Raw genomic sequence first — 17,443 nt, 5'->3', positions numbered from 1 at the left:
GTGAACCAGTCGCTCCGTTGCTGGGATTCGAACCCGCGCGGCGCTCTCGCGCCGACCACCGTTTTCAAGGCGGTTGCCTTACCGGGCTCGGCCAATCCTCCTTTGCTGCCCGGCGAGGATTCGAACCTCGGTCTCCGCGTCCGAAGTGCGGTGTCCGTGCCGACTGGACCAACGGGCAAGGGGTTAGTCGTCGGACGCCCGCGAGTCGAACGCGGTGACTCCTGATCCCAAATCAGGCGGGGTCGCCAATGCCCCTCGCATCCGTCGACCGGCGTAGCCCCTCGGCCACGCCGACCGGTGCCCCTGCCAGGACTCGAACCTGGGACCTCCGCATCCGTAATGCGGCGCTCTGTGCACCTGAGCTACAAGGACGAGGTGGAGACGAGTGCACGCCTCCACTGGCGCTCTAGCCGCCTCTTCGGCGACGGGAGCGAGCTTTTGGGAAAAGTCTTCGGCTATCAAGGTTCACGCTGAAATGGGCAGCGTCGAGCACCAGCGGAGGGAGTCGAACCGCCGGGATACGCTTTTGAAGGCTGTTCAGCTTCCCAAGATCGCCGATAAAGAATTGCTTTGGGCATACCAAAAGAGAAGCCGCCCGAATCGATTTCCTGATGGGCGGCTCCCTGGTATCACGCGTGCTATCGCGTCATGATGGGAGCCCTCGTCGACCAGAAACCCGCTGGTCAGACTGTCATGAACGTCGCCGGGAACAGGGCGACGGACATACGGCGGTAGGCGCGGTGGCCGATTGCCGACGCTGTGCCTTTCGCTCGTGCATGTTCGTCATGGTTGCTCCTGTGCCTGGTCGAGTGCCCTAACTATGGCCGATGAGTCAGCGTATTGCAACGCTATTTATAGATCCTGCTCCCTGGGTAAGTATCGTGGACCTGTAGCAGGCGCTCGGCGCGTATACATCTGCGAGGCGAAGGTGAAGTTGATGTTCGCCAGTTTGAGGGTGTTGCGCGGCCGCAAGTTGGCCTAGCGTCTCCCTGTGGGCCTGAAAGAGATCTCTCGGGAAGCGGTGCTTGCAGCGATCGCTGAGCACGACAACGTTGGTGCTGAGCGCTTCAAGCGCCTGATGGGTTTGACGCGTGCATCTCGCTACGTCGTGATGCACGAGGGGCTGGAGTACGACGCGAAAGCGCTCGTGGCGTCAGCGCACCTCTCAGTAGTCGGCGCGGACCTCGGCGTGACTGATTTTGGCTCAGCAGAAGAAAGGCTGGTTGCACGCCTGGGTCGCCTCGGGTTCGAGTTCAAGAACGTCGAAACTCATCAGCTGGCTGTCGGCGGAGAAGGGTTCGGGGAGATCCCCGGCGTTCCGGAGGGGACTACGTTCGTCAACAGGCGAGACGCTTTCGATCGTGGAGTCCACAGGCAGCTTCAGGCTGGTATTTCTGGGACTGGTGAGACTGGCGCGAGGTCTATTGTTGTCTCTGGCGGGTACTCAGATGACAAGGACTTTGGCGACGAGATCATTTATACCGGCCATGGTGGGCGGGGCAAGTCGGGCAAACAGGTTGAAGATCAAAGTTTTACTGCTAGTGGGAACGCCGCATTGGTTACTAGTAGTACTACCGGTGAGCCCGTTCGAGTGATTCGTGGCGCAGACAAGAAGTCGACCTATGCGCCAGATTCAGGTCTTCGATATGACGGGCTCTATCGGGTCGCTGAGGCGTGGCGTCAGTCAGGATCAGATGGCTTCATGGTTTGCCAGTTTCGCATGATGAAGCTGACCGTTGGAACCGTTGTGGCTGCTGAGCCGCAAACCCAGGTGCTGATGCCGATCCCGGTAGGTAACGATGCGCCTGCACGGATTGCGACCAAGGTTCAACGCTTAATTAGGTCTACTCAGGTAGTCAACTATGTGAAGAAAGTGCACGACGACGTGTGTCAAACTTGCGGCGTGCGACTTAAGATCGGTGACAGGGCCTATTCCGAAGGGGCTCATATTCGCGGCCTTGGACGTCCGCATCATGGTCCAGATGTCTATTCGAACGTTCTTTGTCTATGCCCTAACTGTCATGTGCTGTTTGACTATGGGGCGATGATGATCAGTGTTGACATGAAGGTGCTGGTGGATGGTGACGTGGTGGGCGAGCTGCGCCAGCATGTCGATCACCAAATTGACGAAAAGCATCTCGATTACCATCGAGAGCACTACTCGTAAGGTCAATTCTGAGGGCTAGTCCCCAAACACGCTGGTCAGCGCCTGCCGGATCAACCCCGGCAGGTCCCCCTCACCGTCCGTCGCGGCCCATCGGATCAGCGCAACATGCGCCGCCCCGAGGCACGCCATAGCCGTAGCCCGCACCCGAAACTCCTCGTCAGGCTCCGGAGAAGGCCCGCAGAGGGCCGAGACGATCGCATCGGCCGTCGCGTACTGGCTGTCCAGATGCCGCGCCCGCAGCGCCGGAACCGAGATCATCAGCCGCAGCCGTGCCAGCAGGAACGCCTTCTCCTTCGACGACCCGGAAGCCGCGGTCGACTCCAAAGCACGCCCGATCCGCAAAGCCAAAGGGCCAGCAGGTTGAGCGGCAACAGCGGAAGCGGTCAGTGGGTCGTACTCGTCGTAGAGGACCAGGTCCTCCTTCGTGGGGAAGTGCCGGTACACCGTCATCGCCGAGACGCCGGCGGCCGCGGCGACGTCGTTGACGGTGGTCGCGTCGTAGCCGACGTCGCTGAAGAGGCGGATGGCGTGCGTTTGCACAAGAAGCCGGGTTTCGGCGCGCTGGCGGTCGCGGAGGTTCACATGGTAGACACTATCAAAGTGGTAGTCACTAACATCTGGGGTGCGTATGAAGACTGCTTTGGTGACGGGAGCCTCGCGCGGGATCGGGGCGGCGATCGCGCGGAGGCTCGAAAGAGACGACGTCCGTGTCCTGAGACACGACAGCGGCCAGGCCGACCTGTCGACGATGGAAGGTGTCGACAAAGCCCTGGAAGGCATAGGCGACCTGGACATCCTGGTCAACAACGCGGCCGCACCACCGGCGGGGCCGATCGAGACGGACACGCCCGAAAGCTTCGATCACCTCTTCGCGGTCAACGTCCGGGCGCCGTACTTCCTCGTTCAACGAGCACGGATCAACGACGGCGGCCGCGTCATCAACCTTTCCTCGGTCGCCACGCGCGTGGCCAACCCGGCGCAGACGTCCTTCGCGATGACCAAGGGCGCCCTCGAGACGATGAGCCGCACGCTCGCCCAGCAACTCGGCCCGCGGGGGATCACGGTCAACGTCGTCGCGCCAGGGGCGACCAAGACGCCGGACAACGAGGAGGTCTTCACCCCCGCGCTGGAGGCCGTGATCGCGAACCTCACGGCGCACCAAAGGCTGGGGAACCAAGACGACATAGCGGACGTCGTCGCGTTCCTCGCCTCCGACGAGGCCCGCTGGGTGACCGGGCAGGTCCTCGACGCGAGCGGTGGGTTGTTCCTCGGCCCGCGAACCTGAGGGGGTTCAATGGGCCGGTGACGTGGTTCAGCGAGGACGATCTCCGCAGGCAAGCCGGTGACGTGTCGTTCGCGCGCGGGGCCAAGTACCTGGAGGCGGTCGAGACGCTGGACGACGTCGCGGGCGGGGTCGCGGCGGTGGTCAGCGGCACCGACCGGTACACGGTCCGGTTGCGCAACGTCGACGGCGAGCTGGTGGGCGAGTGTTCCTGCCCGCACGCGGCGGACGGCTTCTTCTGCAAGCACTGCGTCGCCGTGGGCCTGCTCGTCCTCGAGGGAGTGGCGGACGGCGGCGCGGCCGACATCCGCGGGTACGTCGAGTCGCTCGACCGCGCCGAGCTGATCGAACTGCTCGTCGAGCACGCGAACGAGGACCCCGTCCTGTTCCGCAAACTCTCGCTCAAGGCCGGTCGCGAAGACCTCGACGCGTTGCGGCGCCATATCGAGGGCACCTTGCGGTTGCGGGGTTTCGTCGGCTTCCAGGGCACGCTCGCGTACACCGAGAAGGTCCGCGAGGTGCTCGCCACCGCCAAAGAGGTGATGGACGGGCCGCTGCTGTGCCGCATCGTCGAGCTGGTGGTGGAGGCGCTGGACTTCGTCGAGGACTCGTTCGGCGCGCTTGGTAACGAGGTCCGCGGGGCGCTCGCGTTGTACGCGGAGGCCTGCGCGGATTCGCCGCCGGAGCCCAAGGAACTCGCGGAGTGGTTGCTACGTCTCGATCTCGACGGTTCGGGGCGCGTCGACGTGAGCATCGCGGACTTTACCGGCGGGCTCGGCTTCGAGGGGCTCGCGGTGTTCCGCGCCGGCGTCGAGGAGCGGTGGCGGTTCGACGACGGCGAGGACCCGTACCGCAGTCGCAAAATCCAGCGGCTGCGTGAGGGTTTCGCGGCGATGCGGAACTGGCAAAGCTAAAGCCGCGGCCGGTGCCGGGCGCCGGCGTTGCGGTACAGCGCGTCCAGATCCCGTGGTCCCGCCTGATCACCGGTGTCGGCGGCCGCGCGGAACCAGTGCTCGGCCTCCTGGAAACTCCCGTGTTCGGCGGCGAGCCTGCCGAGGTTGGTGTACGCGGGGACGCTGCCGAGTTCGGCCGCCTTCCGGTACCAGGCGGTGGCCTCGCCGGGGTCGTTCCGGTCGTTGGCGAGCACGCCGAGGTTCGTCATCGCCGCCGCGTCGCCCCGTTTGGCGGCCTTGAGGTACCAGCGTTCGGCGGCCTCGAGTTCGCCGCGGCGGTGCAGCACCAGGCCGAGGCGGACGGCGGCTTCGGGGGCCCCGGCGGCCGCGGCCGCGTGGTAGCAGCTTTCGGCGCGCGCGAGATCGTCCCGTTGTTCTGCCTGGTGGCCGAGTTTGCACAGCGCGGACGCGTCGCCCTCCTCGCCCGCCCGGCGCCACCACGGTTCCGCTTCACGCGTCCGCCCGGTGTCGCACAGCAGGGCGCCGAGCGTGATCATGCCTTCGACGTTGTCCGCTTCCGCGGCCTGGCCCGCCCAGCTCTCGGCCTCCTGGAGTTCGCCGCGGCGGTGCAGCAACCGTCCGAGTTCCGCCATCGCCTCGGCCCGGCCCTCGGCGGCGGCCCGCCGCCACCAGTCCTCGGCGTCGCCGAGGCTTCCCCGCCGCGCACAGAGATTTCCCAGCTGCGCCATGGCATGCGAATCACCGGCCGTCGCCGCTTCGCGGTACCAACGTTCGGCCTGTTCGGGCGCGCCGCGTTCGCGCAGGAGGTGCGCCAGGTTGCCCATCGCGACCCTGTCCCCGCCCGCGGCGGCCTTGCGGAACCACGCCTCGGCGTCGTCGAGATCACCGCGCTCCAGCGCGGTGGATCCCATCCGTGCCATGGCGATCACGTGTCCGCGCTCCGCGGCCTTCCGGTTCAGATAGTCGTCGACCCGGGTGTTCCATTTGCGTTTTTCGGCGCCCACAAACCCGCTCCTTCCGGCAGCGTCCCTGGGGTAGTCGCAGATCAGGGCCCCGATGTGACAACAACTACCTGCTGTCATCGTCGTGTCGCACCCGGTTCCCGCGCGATACGGCGATACTTGGTCTCTCCCCGTCCCCATCGAGAGGAATCGCGCGGTGGCCACGCGTACCCGGCAGATGACCTCGGCTCAGCGGCTGCTCCTGCTGATCACGCTCGCCGCCGTCGTGCTCGTCGGCATCTGGTTGGTGACCGGCAAGGGTTCCGCGCTGCAGCCGAACCAGCCGACGCCGGCGAACACCGCCGGCTCGGCCGACGCGCGCAAGCAGCTGGACGAACTCACCGTCGCGCCGCGCGGGTCGATGGACGGCTACGACCGCAAGAAGTACCCGCACTGGGACAACCAGGGGAACAACTGCAACACGCGCGAGTTCGTGCTCAAGCGCGACGGCAAGGAAGTCAGGGCCGGTTCCGACTGCGCCCCGACCTCGGGCAGCTGGACCAGCATCTACGACGGCGAGACCTGGACCGAGCCCACCGACATCGATATCGACCACATGGTCCCGCTCGCCCAGAGCTGGGTCAGTGGCGCGAAGTCGTGGAACGACGAGAAGCGGCGTCAGTTCGCGAACGACCTGACCCGGCCGCAGCTGTTCGCCGTCACCGACAACGTCAACCAGGAGAAGAGCGACAAGGCGCCGGACCAGTGGAAGCCGCCGCTCGTGTCGTTCTGGTGCACCTACGCCACCGACTGGATCACCGTGAAGCACTACTACGGCCTGACCATCACCACCGCGGAGAAGAGCGCGCTCGGCGACATGCTCGGTCGTTGCTGATCCCCCCGGCTTCGGCTTAGCTGGGCCGATGGCGACCTTCGTTCTGATCCACGGCGGCGGCGGCAGCGCCTGGGACTTCCACCTCCTGGAGGCGGAACTGACCGGCCGCGGGCACGACGTCCTCGCGGTGAATCTGCCGATCGAGGACGAGAAGGCGGGCTTCACGGAGCACGTCGACACCGTCACGAAGGCGCTCGGCGACCGTGGCGACCTGGTCGTCCTCGGCCACTCCTACGGCGGTTTCACCGCGCCGCTGGTCGCCGGGAAGCATTCGGCGCGGTTGCTCGTGCTGCTCACCGCGATGATCCCGAAGCCGGGTGAGACGCCGGGGGACTGGTGGGGCAACACGGGTTTCGAAGACGCCAAGGGCCTCAGCGACGAGGAGAAGTTCTTCAACGGCGTCCCGGCGGACCTCGTCGCGGAGGCGGGCTCGCACGGCCGGAACCAGGTCAGCGCCGAGTGGGGACAGCCGTGGCCGCTGGAAAAGTGGCCGGACGTCCCGACGAAGGTGCTCATCGCGCGCGAAGACCGCTTCTTCACGCCTGAGTTCCAACGCCGGGTCGTCCAGGACAGGCTCGGGATCGCGCCCGACGAGATCGAGGGCTCGCACTCCGTGCCGTTGAGCCACCCCGAGGCCTTGGCGGACCGCCTGGAGTCCTACCTCACCAGCGGTCCAGGCGCATGACCTCTTCGAGCGGCTGACGCGCGGCGGGCTGGAAGGTGTCGCCGGTGTAGAACGCCGTCGGGATGAGCGCGGCCTGGTGCACGTTCTCCGGCAGGCCGAGGATCTCCGCGGCCTCCTTCTCGTACGCGAGGTGCAGCGTCGTCCACGCGGTGCCGAGGGTGACCGCGCGTGCCGCGAGCATGTAGCTCCACACGGCGGGCAGCAGATTCCCCCACAGACCGGCCTGGTTGCCTGCCGGCAGGTCGGCGGTCTTCGTCTCCAGGCACGGGATGACGTGCACCGGCACCTCACCCATCTTGTCGGCCAGGTACTCGACACTGGTTCCGACGCGCTTCTGCACCTTCGAGCGCGCAGGGTCGTCCGCGAACAGTTTCCCGGCCGCGTCCGGGGAATCCAGGTACTCGCGGCAGGCCCGCTGATAGAGCTTGCCGAGTTCGGCCCGCTGCCCGGGATCGGTGATCACGAGCCAGTGCCAGCGCTGGGTGTTCGACCCGCTCGGCGCTTGCAGCGCGACCTGCAGGGCGTGTTTCACCAGTTCGAGGGGAACCGGCCGGGTCAGGTCCAGTCGTTTGCGGACGGTCCGGGTGGTCGTCAGCAGCTCTTCGGGCGTCATCCGGCGATTATGTCGTTATGATCCGCTGGTGGGGAGGCCGCCGCGCGAACGAGGGATGGGCACACTGCTCAGACATGTCCTCGAAACGACCGAGGCGGACGTCTCCGCGTTCTTCGAAGACATCGGGCTGGAGGACTACCGCCCGCGCTTCACCCCGTTCGTCCGCGCGATCGTCGCGCGCGGACCGTTGCCCATCCGCGATCTCGCCGCCGAGGTCGGGGTGACGCATTCCGCGGCGAGCCAGACGATCGCGCAGATGGCGCGCCAGGACCTCGTCTCACTCAGGCCGGGGACCGACGCCAGGCAGAGGATCGTTTCGCTGACGGAGAAGACCCGACGGCTGATGCCGACGCTCGAAGCCGAATGGGCGGCGACCAGCGCCGCGGCCGAACAGCTGGAAGCCGAACTGCCGTACCCGCTCAGAGAGGTGCTCCTCGCCGCCGTCGAGGCCTTGGAGCGCAAATCGCTCCGGGAGCGCATCGCCGAAACGGACGCCGCACTCAGGCTTGGGCGTCGGCCCGGTGAAGGCTGAACACAGCCCAGACGTACTTCCCGCCGTCGCAAGGCTCGTATCCCCAGTCGTCGGACAACGCGTGCACCAGTTGCAAGCCGCGGCTGCGCGCCGCCGTCGGCGAGGGTTCCTTCAACTTCGGCCGGTTCGAGCCGGAGTCGAAGACCCGCAGGATGACCCTGCCTTCGAAGTACTCGACCTCGAGCCTGTCCGGCTTCTCGCCGTGCTCGAAGGCGTTCGTGACCAGTTCGGAGGTCGCCAGCAGGATGTCGTCGACGGCCAGGTCGTCGAAGCCAAGGCTCGCCAGAGTCGTCCGCACCGCTTGCCGCGCGACGGCAGGAGCCGTCACATCGACCGGCAGGGGCAGGGAAACAACCGGCAACGAGCCCTCCGATCGTGTCATCGACATCGTCATGGTTCCGCACCTCCCTCACGAGAGACTCCCAGATCCACTGTTCGCCTCCCGGATACCCACCTGGGTGAAGGTCGAATCAGACTCCGTCCGTCAGTTCGGTCTCGGTCAATCCTTCACGCAGTCTCTTGAGGGTGGCGGCCAGCAAACGGGACACCTGCATCTGGGAGACCCCGACACGGCGCGCGATATCCGACTGGCTCATCCCGGACCCGAACCGCAGCGCGACGATCTTGCGTTCGCGGTCGGGCAGCCGTTCCAGCATCGGTCGCAGCGCCTCGCGGAGCTCCGCCTGGCTCAGGTTGGCGTCCGCCTCGCCGAAGCGGGTGTGCGCCGAGTTCTCCAGGAGGTTGTCCAGTGAGGTCCCGTACCGGCCCTGACCGGCGCGGAGACCCTCGTAGACCTCGTCGATCGGGACGCCGAGATGAGCGGCGATCTCACTGGGCTTCGGCGCGCGGGAGAGCCGGACCGTCAGCTCCTCGCGCACGGCCGAGATGTTCGCGTTCAGCTCCTTGAGCCGCCGCGGGACCCGGACCGACCAGCTGTTGTCGCGGAAGTGGTGCCGCAGCTCGCCGGAGATGGTCGGGACCGCGAAGGCGAGGAAGTCGCTGCCCTGAGTGGGATCGAAGCGATCGACGGCGTGGATCAGCCCGATCGTCGCGATCTGGATCAGGTCCTCCATCGACTCGTCCCGGTTACGGAACTTGCGTGCCAGGTTTCGCGCGAGTTCCAGGTGCGCGCGCACCAGCTCGTCCCGCAGCCGTTCACGCTCTGGGGTGTCCTGCGGCAGCGCGCACATGCGCTCGAACAGGGCCGGTACGTTCGCGCCGTCTTGCTCGACGGGTTCCGTCACGGCCGGGCCGCCTCGCTCTCCCGGATGAGCTCCACCCTGGACAGATAGCCGCCGTCGGCCGGGACGACGCTCCGCCGCGCGGACGTCGCGAGCGCGGTGAGCAACTGCCAGGACAGACCGGTCTCGTCGTCGGGTTCCGGGGAGTCCGAAAGCACCGAGACGGTCACCTCGATCCGTCCGTCCTTCCACGAGAAAACGCAGTTCAGACGGCCGTCGGAAGCCGAGGGGAGCAACATGGAGCAGGCCTCGTCCACCGCCATCCGGAGATCCTCGACAGCGTCCAGGTCGAAGTCCTGACGCATCGCGATGTCCGCGACGATCGTCCGGAGAGTCGGCACCACATGCGGTACCGCGGCCGTGCGTACCTCGATGAGTTGAGCGCCCTCCCCGCTGGGCGGGGTGTTGTCCACCACGTGTGTTCCTCTCTCAAGCTGCGCTGCCGATCCTCCACCCATGCCCCCGCCGCCTCCCGCGAAGGAGGCGCTGCGCGCCCGGTGGTGGATTCAATGCCCTGAGTGTGAGCAAACCAAACCCACGTTTGACCCGCGCAGGCGGCGGGCATGTAACCGGCGACAAACGATCTCCTGAAAGGGCGGGGACCGACATGGCTGACGTGAGCCGGCTGCCGAACGTGGTGGCGGAAGAGTGGGACTGGCAGCTCGACGGGTCGTGCCGGGGCGCGGACAGCAGCCTGTTCTTCCACACGGACAACGAGCGCGGTTCGGCCCGTGAGCGGCGCGAATCCCGTGCCAAGGCGATCTGCCAGACCTGCCCCGTGCTGGCGCAGTGCCGCAAGCACGCGTTGGCGGTCCAGGAGCCTTACGGCATCTGGGGCGGTCTCGGCGAGATCGAGCGTCGCGAGCTGTTCCTCCGGGAACGCCGTGCCGGGCGCAAGGCCTTGACCGCGCATTGAGGGCTCTCCAGGCGCCGGTCGGCGACGCGAACGACGGCGATCGTGGCGCCCCGTCCGTACTGGGTTAGGGTTGGGACTGTCGTTGCGGGGACAGCCACGCCTACCCGCCGAAGAAGAGCGTGCGTCCGTGTCCGGACTGGGCACGGCCGAAGCTTGAGACCACAGGCGAGCGGCCGGCATCGAGCGCCGGTTCTCACCTGATGAGGAGAATGTGCATGCCCGCAGCGGAGCAGAACACCACGCCGCCCGGTTTCAGTATCACGCTGAACGCCGACGCACCCACGCCGCGTGTGGTGGTCACCGGTGAGCTCGATCTGCTGACGAGCCCGCAGCTCCAGGAGACCCTCGGCGCCTTGATCACGGACAAACCTTCGGGCCGGGTCGTCGCCGACCTGACCGGCGTGACCTTCTTCGACTCCTCGGCGCTGAACGTGGTGCTGCAGGCGCAGCGCCAAGCCGCCGAGAAGGCGGTCGAATTCGAATTGGTCCCCAGCCCCCAGGTGAGCCGAGTGATCGAACTCACCGGCGTCGCCGAGCACCTCAGCGTGTCGGAGGAGCCTCCCGCCTGATCCCCCGTTACGGTCGTGGGCTCGTGATCCGCGACACCTGGGGGAAGCAGCACGATGATGGGGCGGACGCATGCCCTGACCGGCTGGTGCGCGGGCCTCGCGCTCGCGCCCGTCGTCGGAGCGGGCACAGTGCACCAAGCGGTCGTGTTCGCGGCGACCACGGCCGGTTTCGCCCTCCTGCCCGATCTCGACCACCCGGGCGCCCGTGCGTCCAGGCTGCTCGGCTGGTTCACCGGCGTGCTCTCCTGGTTTCTGCGCCGTGTTTCGGCGGCCCTCTACGCGCTGACCAAAGGACCCCGCGACGAGAAGGGCACCGGTAAGCACCGACACCTCTCGCACACCGTGCTGTTTGCCGTCGGCCTCGGCTTCCTGACCTCCTGGGGTACCACCGAAGGCGGACCGTGGGCGGTGTTCGGTGTCGTCGTCCTCGGCCTGCTGCTCGCGGAAGGCGCGCTCGGCGACTGGCTGCTGCCGGTCAGCGGCGCCGCGGTCGGGTGGTGGGTGTGGACCGCGCCGCCGGACAAGGCGGCGCAGCTCGCGGAGATCTCCGGCTGGCTCGGCATCGCCGTCGCGGCAGGCTGTTTCGTGCACTGCCTCGGGGACGCGCTGACCGAGTCCGGCTGCCCGTTCCTGTTCCCCATCCCCATCGCGGGTGAGACCTGGTACGAGATCCGGCCGCCGAAGCCGCTGCGGTTCCGGACCGGCAAGAAGGTCGAGAACCGGCTGATCTTCCCGGTGTTCGCGGTCGCCGCGGTGGTGCTGATCCCGGGCGTCTGGGAGTACCTCTTCGACACCGTGCAAGGGTGGCTGCCGCCGGACGGGACTCAGACCGCGGTGCGGTGAGCCCTTGGTGGCGGAAGAAAGTCCGTGAAGCTCGAGAGTCAGGGTTGATGAAGGGATTTGGGACGTCGAACGTCCCAAATCCTCCCGACTCGGCCCCCTCGCAGGCGCCAGCGATACCAAAAGGAGGCCTCCGCGGAGTGCCGCGGATCTCTCAGCTCCCGGAATGCCCCCGCCGTCGGCGGCGTTGAATCGGAACGCCGGACCCGGTTGAGGAGGGGAACAGTGGACAAGCCCGTGCTGCGCGCCGACGCGCGACGCAACCGAGCGAAGGTGCTCGCGGCGGCCGAAGAGGCCTTCGCCGTCGACGGTCTCGCCGTCCCCCTCGACGAGATCGCCCGCCTCGCCGGTGTCGGCGCGGGTACGGTCTACCGGCATTTCCCCAGCAAGGAAGCACTTTTCCAGGCCGTCGTACTGGAGCGCATCGAGCAGTTCGCGCAGGAAGCACGCGACCTGCTGGCCGCCGAAGACCCCGGCTCGGCGTTCTTCGACTTCTTCAAGCGCGTCGTCAAACAGGCGTCCCTCAATCGGGCCCTGTGCGACGCGCTCGCCGAGACGACCGGGCTGGGTTTCGAAGCGAGCGCGGGCACCGACTTCCGGTCGGCGCTGCAGGCACTGTTGACGCGGGCACAGCTCGCGGGCGTGGTGCGCGAGGACGTCGACGGCAACGATCTGCGCGCCCTGATCGCCGGCTGCCTCGCCACGGAACGATACTCACGCCAAGATCGTCATCTTGTCCGCGTCGTGGTCGATGGGCTGCGCAAAGCCGCTTGAGGTACGGGATACCGGATCGATTGATGCAACCTCGACGGCCCTCCGCGCCGTCTGCCCGGTATGCGGCGCCTACCCGTTTTCGTGCTCCTGCTCGCGACACTGACCGCATGCGGCCCGTCCGGTGAGAAAGCCTGTCCGGCCATCGCCTTGGCAGAGGGGATCTCCCTCGACATCCCGCCGGAAGTGACCGTCGGCCTCACCCGCGTGTCTCTGGAGTTGTGCTGGGCCGGTGACTGCGTGACCGAGTCCGCGACCGGTGGCGAGCACGTCTTCGTGCCGGTCCAGGGCCTGCCGACCACGCCGATCCGGACCACGGTGACCTTCGACGACGGGAAACCCCACGTCCTCGACGTGACGCCGTCGATCGCCTACCCGGCGGGCGAGGACTGCGGAGGCGGGGTGCCGGTCGCGAAACTGGTCGTCACGCCGGGCGGAGAAGTGCGGCAAGCACCGTGAAGGCCGCCCTCCCCGGTGGGCGGCCATCACGGTTTCCCCTGGCTAGCCGACGTCGCGACGCCGCCAGCCCATGAGTCCGGCCGTCAGCGCGACCACGGCCACCCCGGTGAGCCAGAGCAGCGGTGCCGCGGCGAACTCCGCGGCGGGCAGTTTCGGAACGTGCGCGAACGGCGAGGCGTCCACCAGCGCCTCCGGCAGGTTCAGCACCGGGCCGAACAGGCTGAGCAGCAACGCCAGTCCGGCGATCGCCCACGCCGCCGTCGAAAACTTCGGTGCCAGGCCGAACAACGTGACGGCGAGGCCGACGATCACCCACACCGCCGGGAGTTGCGCCAGCGAAGCGACCGTCATGTCGCCGATCGACCCGCCTGCCTCACCGGCCCGCGCCCCGTTCGACAGTCCTAAAAGGACACCGCTGACGACCATCATCAGCGCCGTGCCGCCGAACGCGAACACGAGATGGCTCCCCAGCAACCGCAGCCTGCCCACGCCCGTCGCGAGCAGCGGCTCGACGCGGATCGCGGTCTCCTCGGCACGGATCCGCAACGCGGCCTGCACCCCGTAGAGCGCGATGACCATGGCGAACAGGCCGGTCATCGCCGCCATGAAGGCGTCGATCAGCCCGGCCGTGCCGCCGAGCCGCTGGAAGATCTCCTTCGCCTGCTCGCTCTGCCCGACGACGTCGCCGATCCCGCTCGCGACCGAGCCGAACACCGCGGCGCAGACCGCCGTGCCGATCAGCCAGCCGAGCAGCGGACCCCGGTGCAGCCGCCACGCCAGCGCGAACGGGCCGCGCAGCGACGTCGCCGCTTCGGCGGGCCCGGGACGCGGCGGGATGAGGCCGGTGCCGACGTCACGCCTCGGGAGCAGCGCGTAGCCGGCGGCGCCGACGACCACGGTCGCGGCCAGCGGCGCCAGGAACACCCACCAGCGTTCGTCGGCGAACGGCCGGATCCGCTGCGCCCAGCCGATCGGGGACAGCCAGGAGACCCAGGTCGCGTCCGTCGTCGAGTCACCGACCGCGCGCAGCAGGAACGCGACACCGACGGCGGTGGCGCCGATCCCGTTGGCCGTCCTCGAATACTCGGCCACCTGGACGGCGACCGCCGCGACCGCCGTGAAGACCAGCCCGGTCGCCGCGGTGGCGCCGCCGAGCGCGAACGAGCCCGAGACGGGGAGTTCCGCGCCGATCATCAGCCCGGTCTCGACGAGTCCGATGAGGACACTCGCCCCGGCGGACACCAGCACGCCCGCGCTCAGCAGGGCGTACCGGCCGACCACCGCGGACGCCAGCAGTTCCGCGCGGCCGGTGTCCTCCTCGGCGCGGGTGTGCCTGGTGACGGTGAAGACCGCCATCAGCCCGACGACCAGGGCGAGGAACCCGCCGAGCCGCCACGCGGTGAACCCGCCTGGGGTCGAGAGGTCGAAGGCCGGGCCGTAGATCAGCGAAAGCGACGGGTTGGCGCCCATGCTCGCGGTGAGCCCGGTCCGTTCGGCGGCCGTCGGATACAGCGTTTCGAACGTCCCCGAAGACGTCGACGGCATGATCCCCAGCAGGACGATCCAGATCGGCAGGACGATCCTGTCCCGTCGCAGCGCCAGCCTGGTCAGCTGCCAGGTGCCGACCAGCCCGTGCGCCGGTCCGGAAACGGCAGGACGGTCGAGCGTCGCGGTCATTTCGCGCTCGCTTCGCCGGTGTAGTGGCGGAGGAACAGTTCCTCCAGCGTCGGCGGCTGGCTGGTCAGGCTGCGGACACCCACCTGGGTGAGCTGACGCAGCGCGTCGTCGAGGGAACGGGTTTCGACGTCGAAGCGGACCCGGTTGCCCTCGACCTTGAGGTCGTGGATGTTCTCCAGGCTCGTCAGCCCGTTCGGCGGACCGGCGAGTTCGGCCGAGATCGACGTCCTGGTGAGGTGCCGGAGTTCGGCCAGCGTCCCGGTCTCCACGGTGTGGCCGTCGCGGATGATGCTGACCCTGTCGCAGAGCGCCTCGACCTCGGCCAGGATGTGGCTCGACAGCAGTACCGTGCGGCCCTGTTCGCGCTCCTCCTGGATCGCGTACTGGAAGGTGGCCTCCATCAGCGGGTCGAGGCCGGAGGTCGGCTCGTCGAGGATCAGCAGGTCCACGTGCGAGGCCAGCGCGGCCACGATCGCGACCTTCTGCCGGTTGCCCTTGGAGTAGGTGCGCCCCTTCTTTTTGGGGTCGAGGTCGAAGCGTTCGACGAGGTCCTTGCGGCGGCGCTGATCGAGCCCGCCCCGCAGCCTCCCCAGCAGATCGATCACCTCGCCGCCGGAGAGGTTGGGCCAGAGGTTCACGTCGCCGGGGACGTAGGCGAGGCGCCGGTGCAGGCTCGCCGCGTCCTTCCAGGGGTCGCCGCCGAGCAGGCGGACGTCGCCCGAGTCCGCGTGGAGCAGGCCGAGCAGGACCCGGACGGTGGTCGACTTCCCCGCGCCGTTCGGGCCGAGGAAACCGTGCACCTCCCCAGCGGGTACCCGCAGGTCAAGGCCGTCCAGGGCCTTGGTCCGGCCAAAGGACTTGTGGAGGCCGGAGATGGAGATGGCGTTTTCCATACGACTGAAGGTACGGTTATTTCATGAAGTTGTGAAGTTAAGAAAACATATGGAAGATGTGATCACTCTGGGAATCGTACGAGAGGATGTGCCCATGACGACGACGCCTGAGAGTGCCTCGAGCACCCAGAGAGACGAGGACGCCGTCCGCCGTTACGTGGAGCACCTGGGCCTCACACTGTCCCAGATCGGGATGCAGCGCATGCCCGCGCGGGTGTTCGCCGCGTTGATGACCACCGACGCCGGCCGCCTGACCGCCGCCGAACTGGCCGAACAGCTTTCGGTGAGCCCCGCGGCGATCTCGGGGGCCGTCCGCTGGCTGGAGCAGATCGGACTGGTCGCCAAGGAACGCGAGCCGGGCTCGCGCCGCGACCACTACCGGCTCTTCGACGACCTCTGGTACGCCACCTTCATGAAACGCGACCGCATGATCACCCTGTGGCGCGACGCCGCCGACGAGGGTGTCGCGGCGCTGGGGACGGACACGCCGGCGGGCGAACGGGTCGCCGAGATGCGGGACTTCCTGAGCTTCATGATCAAGGAACTCAACGACATGTACGCCAAGTGGCACGAGATGCGGGCGGAAAAGGGCAAGTAAGCGGGCGGGGGCTGAAGGGGACTTTCCCCTCGTCTCACGCGGTGAAGGGCGCTTTCCCCGCATCACATGCGGGGAAAGTCCCCTTCAGCCCCCGCGACCAGCGTCACCACCAGCGTCGTCGCGAGCCGCCCCGCCCATTCCCCCAGTTCCGTTTCGGACGGTTCGCGGTCCTCGAAGGAGGCCAGGAACGCGTACTGGAAACAGGCCCCGAGTAGCAGGGACGCCGACGCCTCCAGATCCGCGTCCTCGCGAATCCGGCCGAGCCGGACCTCCTCGCCCAGGTACTCGACGACGCGTACGAGCGGGACGTCCGGCCCGCCCTGCCTGCCCGTGACCCGTTCCCGATGGGTCGCGAGCAGCTCCCGCGAGGAGAACAGCGACACCGCGATCGGGAAGCTCTCCAGATAGAACGACAGCGTGATCCGCGCCAGCCGGGCGAGATTCGCCGTGAGCGGAGTGTCCACCGCGGTCTTCATCAGCTCGTCCAAGGTCGTCCCCAGCGCGGGCAGCTGCTCGGTCAGCACGCTCATGAAGATCTCGGTCTTGTCCTTGAAGTGCTTGTACAGCAACGCCTCGGAGTAACCCGCCGCCCGCGCGATGGCCTTCGTGGTGGCGTGCGCGTAACCCTGCTCGCGCATCACCTTCGCCGCCGCGGCGACGATCTCCTCGCGGCTTCCCATGTTCGCTCCTGAGGGCTTCTCAGCGTTCACTCGACAAGTGGTGGGTGAACACTCACCATAGTGGGTGAGTGTTCACTAACCCAGGAAGGCGTGATCATGAAGCTCACTGTTCTCGGTGCCACGGGTGGGGTCGGTTCCGAAGTCGTCAAGCAGGCGCTGGCCGCGGGGCACCACGTCACGGCGGTCGTCCGCGACCCGTCCAGGCTGGACGTCCAGGGTGAACTGCTGGAGGTCGTCGTCGCCGAGTTGTCCGAGCACGGCGCCTTGACCGAAGCCGTTTCGGGGCGCGACGTGGTGATCTCGGCCCTCGGCACCCGCGACCGCAATCCGACGACCGTCGTCACCGATGGGGCGCACGCCACGCTCGCCGCGATGCGCTCCGCGGGGAACCGGCGGCTGTTGCTGGTGAGCGCGAGCGGCGCGTTCGTCGACGGCGACACCTTCTTCACCAGGAACTTCGTCAAGCCGATCCTGGGCAAGTTCCTCCGGCACGCGTTCGCGGACATGATCGCCGCCGAGCGGATCGTGCGCGCGAGCGACCTCGACTGGACGATCGTGCGCCCGCCGCGGCTGCTGAACGGGCCGCACACCGGCGCGATCGCCGCCCGCACCGACGGCAACGTCCGGGGGAGCTACAGCATCAACCGCGCCGACGTCGCCGACTACCTGCTTCGCGCGGCTTCGGACGACTCGCTCATCCACCGGACGGCCTCGATCGCCCGCGCTTGACGCCGCGATTAGTCCTCTACTTGCGGTTGTTGCGTGCGCAA

The 17,443-nt window shown here is 67.6% G+C and carries 22 protein-coding genes and 3 tRNA genes; 13 read left to right on the top strand and 12 right to left on the bottom strand.

Annotated features, from left to right (window positions below):
• Window positions 1-13: 13 nt before the first annotated feature.
• From ACM6LU_RS04415 to ACM6LU_RS04405, 3 genes are all read right to left on the bottom strand, one after another.
• Window positions 14-95, bottom strand: a tRNA-Ser gene (locus ACM6LU_RS04415).
• A 10-nt stretch (window positions 96-105) separates the two neighbouring features.
• Window positions 106-178: transfer RNA gene (locus ACM6LU_RS04410), tRNA-Arg, on the bottom strand.
• 120 nt (window positions 179-298) lie between these two features.
• A tRNA-Arg gene (locus ACM6LU_RS04405) sits at window positions 299-372 on the bottom strand.
• 619 nt (window positions 373-991) lie between these two features.
• Here ACM6LU_RS04405 and ACM6LU_RS04400 point away from each other — a divergent pair.
• Window positions 992-2,167, top strand: coding sequence for a YDG/SRA domain-containing protein (locus ACM6LU_RS04400; protein WP_414936251.1), 1,176 nt, complete (start codon window positions 992-994; stop codon window positions 2,165-2,167).
• Window positions 2,168-2,182: 15 nt separating this feature from the next.
• On the opposite strand, the gene ACM6LU_RS04395 is transcribed toward ACM6LU_RS04400, so the two are convergent.
• On the bottom strand, window positions 2,183-2,749 hold the full coding sequence (locus ACM6LU_RS04395) for a TetR/AcrR family transcriptional regulator (protein ID WP_414936250.1): 567 nt from the start codon (window positions 2,747-2,749) through the stop codon (window positions 2,183-2,185).
• Between the two features lie 58 nt (window positions 2,750-2,807).
• On the opposite strand from ACM6LU_RS04395, the gene ACM6LU_RS04390 reads away from it, so the two are divergent.
• Together ACM6LU_RS04390 and ACM6LU_RS04385 are read left to right on the top strand one after the other, a co-directional pair.
• Entirely contained in the window at window positions 2,808-3,452 is a 645-nt protein-coding gene (locus ACM6LU_RS04390) for an SDR family oxidoreductase (RefSeq protein ID WP_414937082.1), read from the top strand.
• A 17-nt stretch (window positions 3,453-3,469) separates the two neighbouring features.
• Entirely contained in the window at window positions 3,470-4,363 is an 894-nt protein-coding gene (locus ACM6LU_RS04385; RefSeq protein ID WP_414936249.1) for an SWIM zinc finger family protein, read from the top strand.
• Here ACM6LU_RS04385 and ACM6LU_RS04380 read toward each other — a convergent pair.
• On the bottom strand, window positions 4,360-5,367 hold the full coding sequence (locus tag ACM6LU_RS04380; RefSeq protein WP_414936248.1) for a tetratricopeptide repeat protein: 1,008 nt from the start codon (window positions 5,365-5,367) through the stop codon (window positions 4,360-4,362). The genes ACM6LU_RS04385 and ACM6LU_RS04380 overlap by 4 nt on opposite strands.
• A 154-nt stretch (window positions 5,368-5,521) precedes the next feature.
• Between ACM6LU_RS04380 and ACM6LU_RS04375 the strand changes: the two genes are divergently transcribed.
• Together ACM6LU_RS04375 and ACM6LU_RS04370 are read left to right on the top strand one after the other, a co-directional pair.
• Entirely contained in the window at window positions 5,522-6,199 is a 678-nt protein-coding gene (locus ACM6LU_RS04375; protein WP_414936247.1) for an HNH endonuclease family protein, read from the top strand.
• A gap of 28 nt (window positions 6,200-6,227) precedes the next feature.
• On the top strand, window positions 6,228-6,884 hold the full coding sequence (locus ACM6LU_RS04370) for an alpha/beta fold hydrolase (protein ID WP_414936246.1): 657 nt from the start codon (window positions 6,228-6,230) through the stop codon (window positions 6,882-6,884).
• Here ACM6LU_RS04370 and ACM6LU_RS04365 read toward each other — a convergent pair.
• A complete protein-coding gene (locus ACM6LU_RS04365) occupies window positions 6,862-7,497 on the bottom strand; it encodes a nitroreductase family protein (RefSeq protein ID WP_414936245.1) in 636 nt (211 codons plus the stop codon). The two genes, ACM6LU_RS04370 and ACM6LU_RS04365, sit on opposite strands and share 23 nt — an antisense overlap.
• 55 nt (window positions 7,498-7,552) lie before the next feature.
• Between ACM6LU_RS04365 and ACM6LU_RS04360 the strand changes: the two genes are divergently transcribed.
• Window positions 7,553-8,029: a MarR family transcriptional regulator gene (locus ACM6LU_RS04360; RefSeq protein WP_414937081.1), complete on the top strand. Its 477-nt coding sequence runs from the start codon at window positions 7,553-7,555 to the stop codon at window positions 8,027-8,029.
• On the opposite strand, the gene ACM6LU_RS04355 is transcribed toward ACM6LU_RS04360, so the two are convergent.
• The 3 genes from ACM6LU_RS04355 to ACM6LU_RS04345 form a co-directional block, all read right to left on the bottom strand.
• Window positions 7,998-8,423, bottom strand: coding sequence for an ATP-binding protein (locus tag ACM6LU_RS04355; RefSeq protein ID WP_414936244.1), 426 nt, complete (start codon window positions 8,421-8,423; stop codon window positions 7,998-8,000). The two genes, ACM6LU_RS04360 and ACM6LU_RS04355, sit on opposite strands and share 32 nt — an antisense overlap.
• 76 nt (window positions 8,424-8,499) lie before the next feature.
• Window positions 8,500-9,273: a SigB/SigF/SigG family RNA polymerase sigma factor gene (locus ACM6LU_RS04350; protein WP_414936243.1), complete on the bottom strand. Its 774-nt coding sequence runs from the start codon at window positions 9,271-9,273 to the stop codon at window positions 8,500-8,502.
• Window positions 9,270-9,686 carry an anti-sigma factor gene (locus ACM6LU_RS04345; protein ID WP_414936242.1) on the bottom strand — a complete coding sequence of 139 codons (417 nt, stop codon included), beginning with the start codon at window positions 9,684-9,686 and terminating at the stop codon, window positions 9,270-9,272. Before ACM6LU_RS04345 ends, ACM6LU_RS04350 begins: the two co-directional genes overlap by 4 nt.
• A 191-nt stretch (window positions 9,687-9,877) precedes the next feature.
• Here ACM6LU_RS04345 and ACM6LU_RS04340 point away from each other — a divergent pair, with 191 nt between their 5' ends.
• From ACM6LU_RS04340 to ACM6LU_RS04320, 5 genes are all read left to right on the top strand, one after another.
• A complete protein-coding gene (locus tag ACM6LU_RS04340; protein ID WP_414936241.1) occupies window positions 9,878-10,186 on the top strand; it encodes a WhiB family transcriptional regulator in 309 nt (102 codons plus the stop codon).
• Between the two features lie 215 nt (window positions 10,187-10,401).
• Window positions 10,402-10,755, top strand: coding sequence for an STAS domain-containing protein (locus ACM6LU_RS04335; protein ID WP_414936240.1), 354 nt, complete (start codon window positions 10,402-10,404; stop codon window positions 10,753-10,755).
• 57 nt (window positions 10,756-10,812) lie between these two features.
• Window positions 10,813-11,598, top strand: coding sequence for a metal-dependent hydrolase (locus ACM6LU_RS04330; protein ID WP_414936239.1), 786 nt, complete (start codon window positions 10,813-10,815; stop codon window positions 11,596-11,598).
• A gap of 222 nt (window positions 11,599-11,820) precedes the next feature.
• The gene (locus ACM6LU_RS04325) at window positions 11,821-12,369 is read left to right on the top strand and encodes a TetR/AcrR family transcriptional regulator (RefSeq protein WP_414936238.1); all 549 of its coding nucleotides are present in this window, start codon (window positions 11,821-11,823) and stop codon (window positions 12,367-12,369) included.
• A 60-nt stretch (window positions 12,370-12,429) separates the two neighbouring features.
• Complete coding sequence (locus tag ACM6LU_RS04320; RefSeq protein WP_414936237.1) at window positions 12,430-12,825, top strand: hypothetical protein; 396 nt, start codon at window positions 12,430-12,432, stop codon at window positions 12,823-12,825.
• A 42-nt stretch (window positions 12,826-12,867) separates the two neighbouring features.
• Here ACM6LU_RS04320 and ACM6LU_RS04315 read toward each other — a convergent pair whose 3' ends face one another.
• Window positions 12,868-14,502, bottom strand: coding sequence for an ABC transporter permease (locus tag ACM6LU_RS04315; protein ID WP_414936236.1), 1,635 nt, complete (start codon window positions 14,500-14,502; stop codon window positions 12,868-12,870).
• On the bottom strand, window positions 14,499-15,395 hold the full coding sequence (locus ACM6LU_RS04310) for an ATP-binding cassette domain-containing protein (RefSeq protein ID WP_414936235.1): 897 nt from the start codon (window positions 15,393-15,395) through the stop codon (window positions 14,499-14,501). Before ACM6LU_RS04310 ends, ACM6LU_RS04315 begins: the two co-directional genes overlap by 4 nt.
• 94 nt (window positions 15,396-15,489) lie before the next feature.
• On the opposite strand from ACM6LU_RS04310, the gene ACM6LU_RS04305 reads away from it, so the two are divergent.
• Window positions 15,490-15,993: a GbsR/MarR family transcriptional regulator gene (locus tag ACM6LU_RS04305; RefSeq protein WP_414936234.1), complete on the top strand. Its 504-nt coding sequence runs from the start codon at window positions 15,490-15,492 to the stop codon at window positions 15,991-15,993.
• A 62-nt stretch (window positions 15,994-16,055) separates the two neighbouring features.
• Here ACM6LU_RS04305 and ACM6LU_RS04300 read toward each other — a convergent pair whose 3' ends face one another.
• Complete coding sequence (locus ACM6LU_RS04300) at window positions 16,056-16,673, bottom strand: TetR/AcrR family transcriptional regulator (RefSeq protein WP_414936233.1); 618 nt, start codon at window positions 16,671-16,673, stop codon at window positions 16,056-16,058.
• Between the two features lie 96 nt (window positions 16,674-16,769).
• On the opposite strand from ACM6LU_RS04300, the gene ACM6LU_RS04295 reads away from it, so the two are divergent.
• Window positions 16,770-17,402 carry an NAD(P)-dependent oxidoreductase gene (locus tag ACM6LU_RS04295; protein WP_414936232.1) on the top strand — a complete coding sequence of 211 codons (633 nt, stop codon included), beginning with the start codon at window positions 16,770-16,772 and terminating at the stop codon, window positions 17,400-17,402.
• Window positions 17,403-17,443: the final 41 nt, after the last annotated feature.

The sequence above is a fragment of the Amycolatopsis sp. cmx-11-51 genome, from assembly GCF_047608665.1.
Classification (GTDB): domain Bacteria; phylum Actinomycetota; class Actinomycetes; order Mycobacteriales; family Pseudonocardiaceae; genus Amycolatopsis.
Note: the sequence above shows the minus strand (reverse complement) of the source record. Positions and strands in the feature narration are given on the sequence as shown.

Excerpts from the sequence above, each read along its gene's own strand:
- ACM6LU_RS04330 (WP_414936239.1), top strand. The coding sequence starts at position 10,813 with ATGGGGCGGACGCATGCCCTGACCGGCTGGTGCGCGGGCCTCGCGCTC.
- ACM6LU_RS04365 (WP_414936245.1), bottom strand. The coding sequence starts at position 7,497 with ATGACGCCCGAAGAGCTGCTGACGACCACCCGGACCGTCCGCAAACGA.
- ACM6LU_RS04355 (WP_414936244.1), bottom strand. The coding sequence starts at position 8,423 with ATGACGATGTCGATGACACGATCGGAGGGCTCGTTGCCGGTTGTTTCC.
- ACM6LU_RS04310 (WP_414936235.1), bottom strand. The coding sequence starts at position 15,395 with ATGGAAAACGCCATCTCCATCTCCGGCCTCCACAAGTCCTTTGGCCGG.
- ACM6LU_RS04315 (WP_414936236.1), bottom strand. The coding sequence starts at position 14,502 with ATGACCGCGACGCTCGACCGTCCTGCCGTTTCCGGACCGGCGCACGGG.
- ACM6LU_RS04305 (WP_414936234.1), top strand. The coding sequence starts at position 15,490 with ATGACGACGACGCCTGAGAGTGCCTCGAGCACCCAGAGAGACGAGGAC.
- ACM6LU_RS04295 (WP_414936232.1), top strand. The coding sequence starts at position 16,770 with ATGAAGCTCACTGTTCTCGGTGCCACGGGTGGGGTCGGTTCCGAAGTC.
- ACM6LU_RS04360 (WP_414937081.1), top strand. The coding sequence starts at position 7,553 with ATGGGCACACTGCTCAGACATGTCCTCGAAACGACCGAGGCGGACGTC.
- ACM6LU_RS04370 (WP_414936246.1), top strand. The coding sequence starts at position 6,228 with ATGGCGACCTTCGTTCTGATCCACGGCGGCGGCGGCAGCGCCTGGGAC.
- ACM6LU_RS04335 (WP_414936240.1), top strand. The coding sequence starts at position 10,402 with ATGCCCGCAGCGGAGCAGAACACCACGCCGCCCGGTTTCAGTATCACG.
- ACM6LU_RS04300 (WP_414936233.1), bottom strand. The coding sequence starts at position 16,673 with ATGGGAAGCCGCGAGGAGATCGTCGCCGCGGCGGCGAAGGTGATGCGC.
- ACM6LU_RS04340 (WP_414936241.1), top strand. The coding sequence starts at position 9,878 with ATGGCTGACGTGAGCCGGCTGCCGAACGTGGTGGCGGAAGAGTGGGAC.
- ACM6LU_RS04320 (WP_414936237.1), top strand. The coding sequence starts at position 12,430 with ATGCGGCGCCTACCCGTTTTCGTGCTCCTGCTCGCGACACTGACCGCA.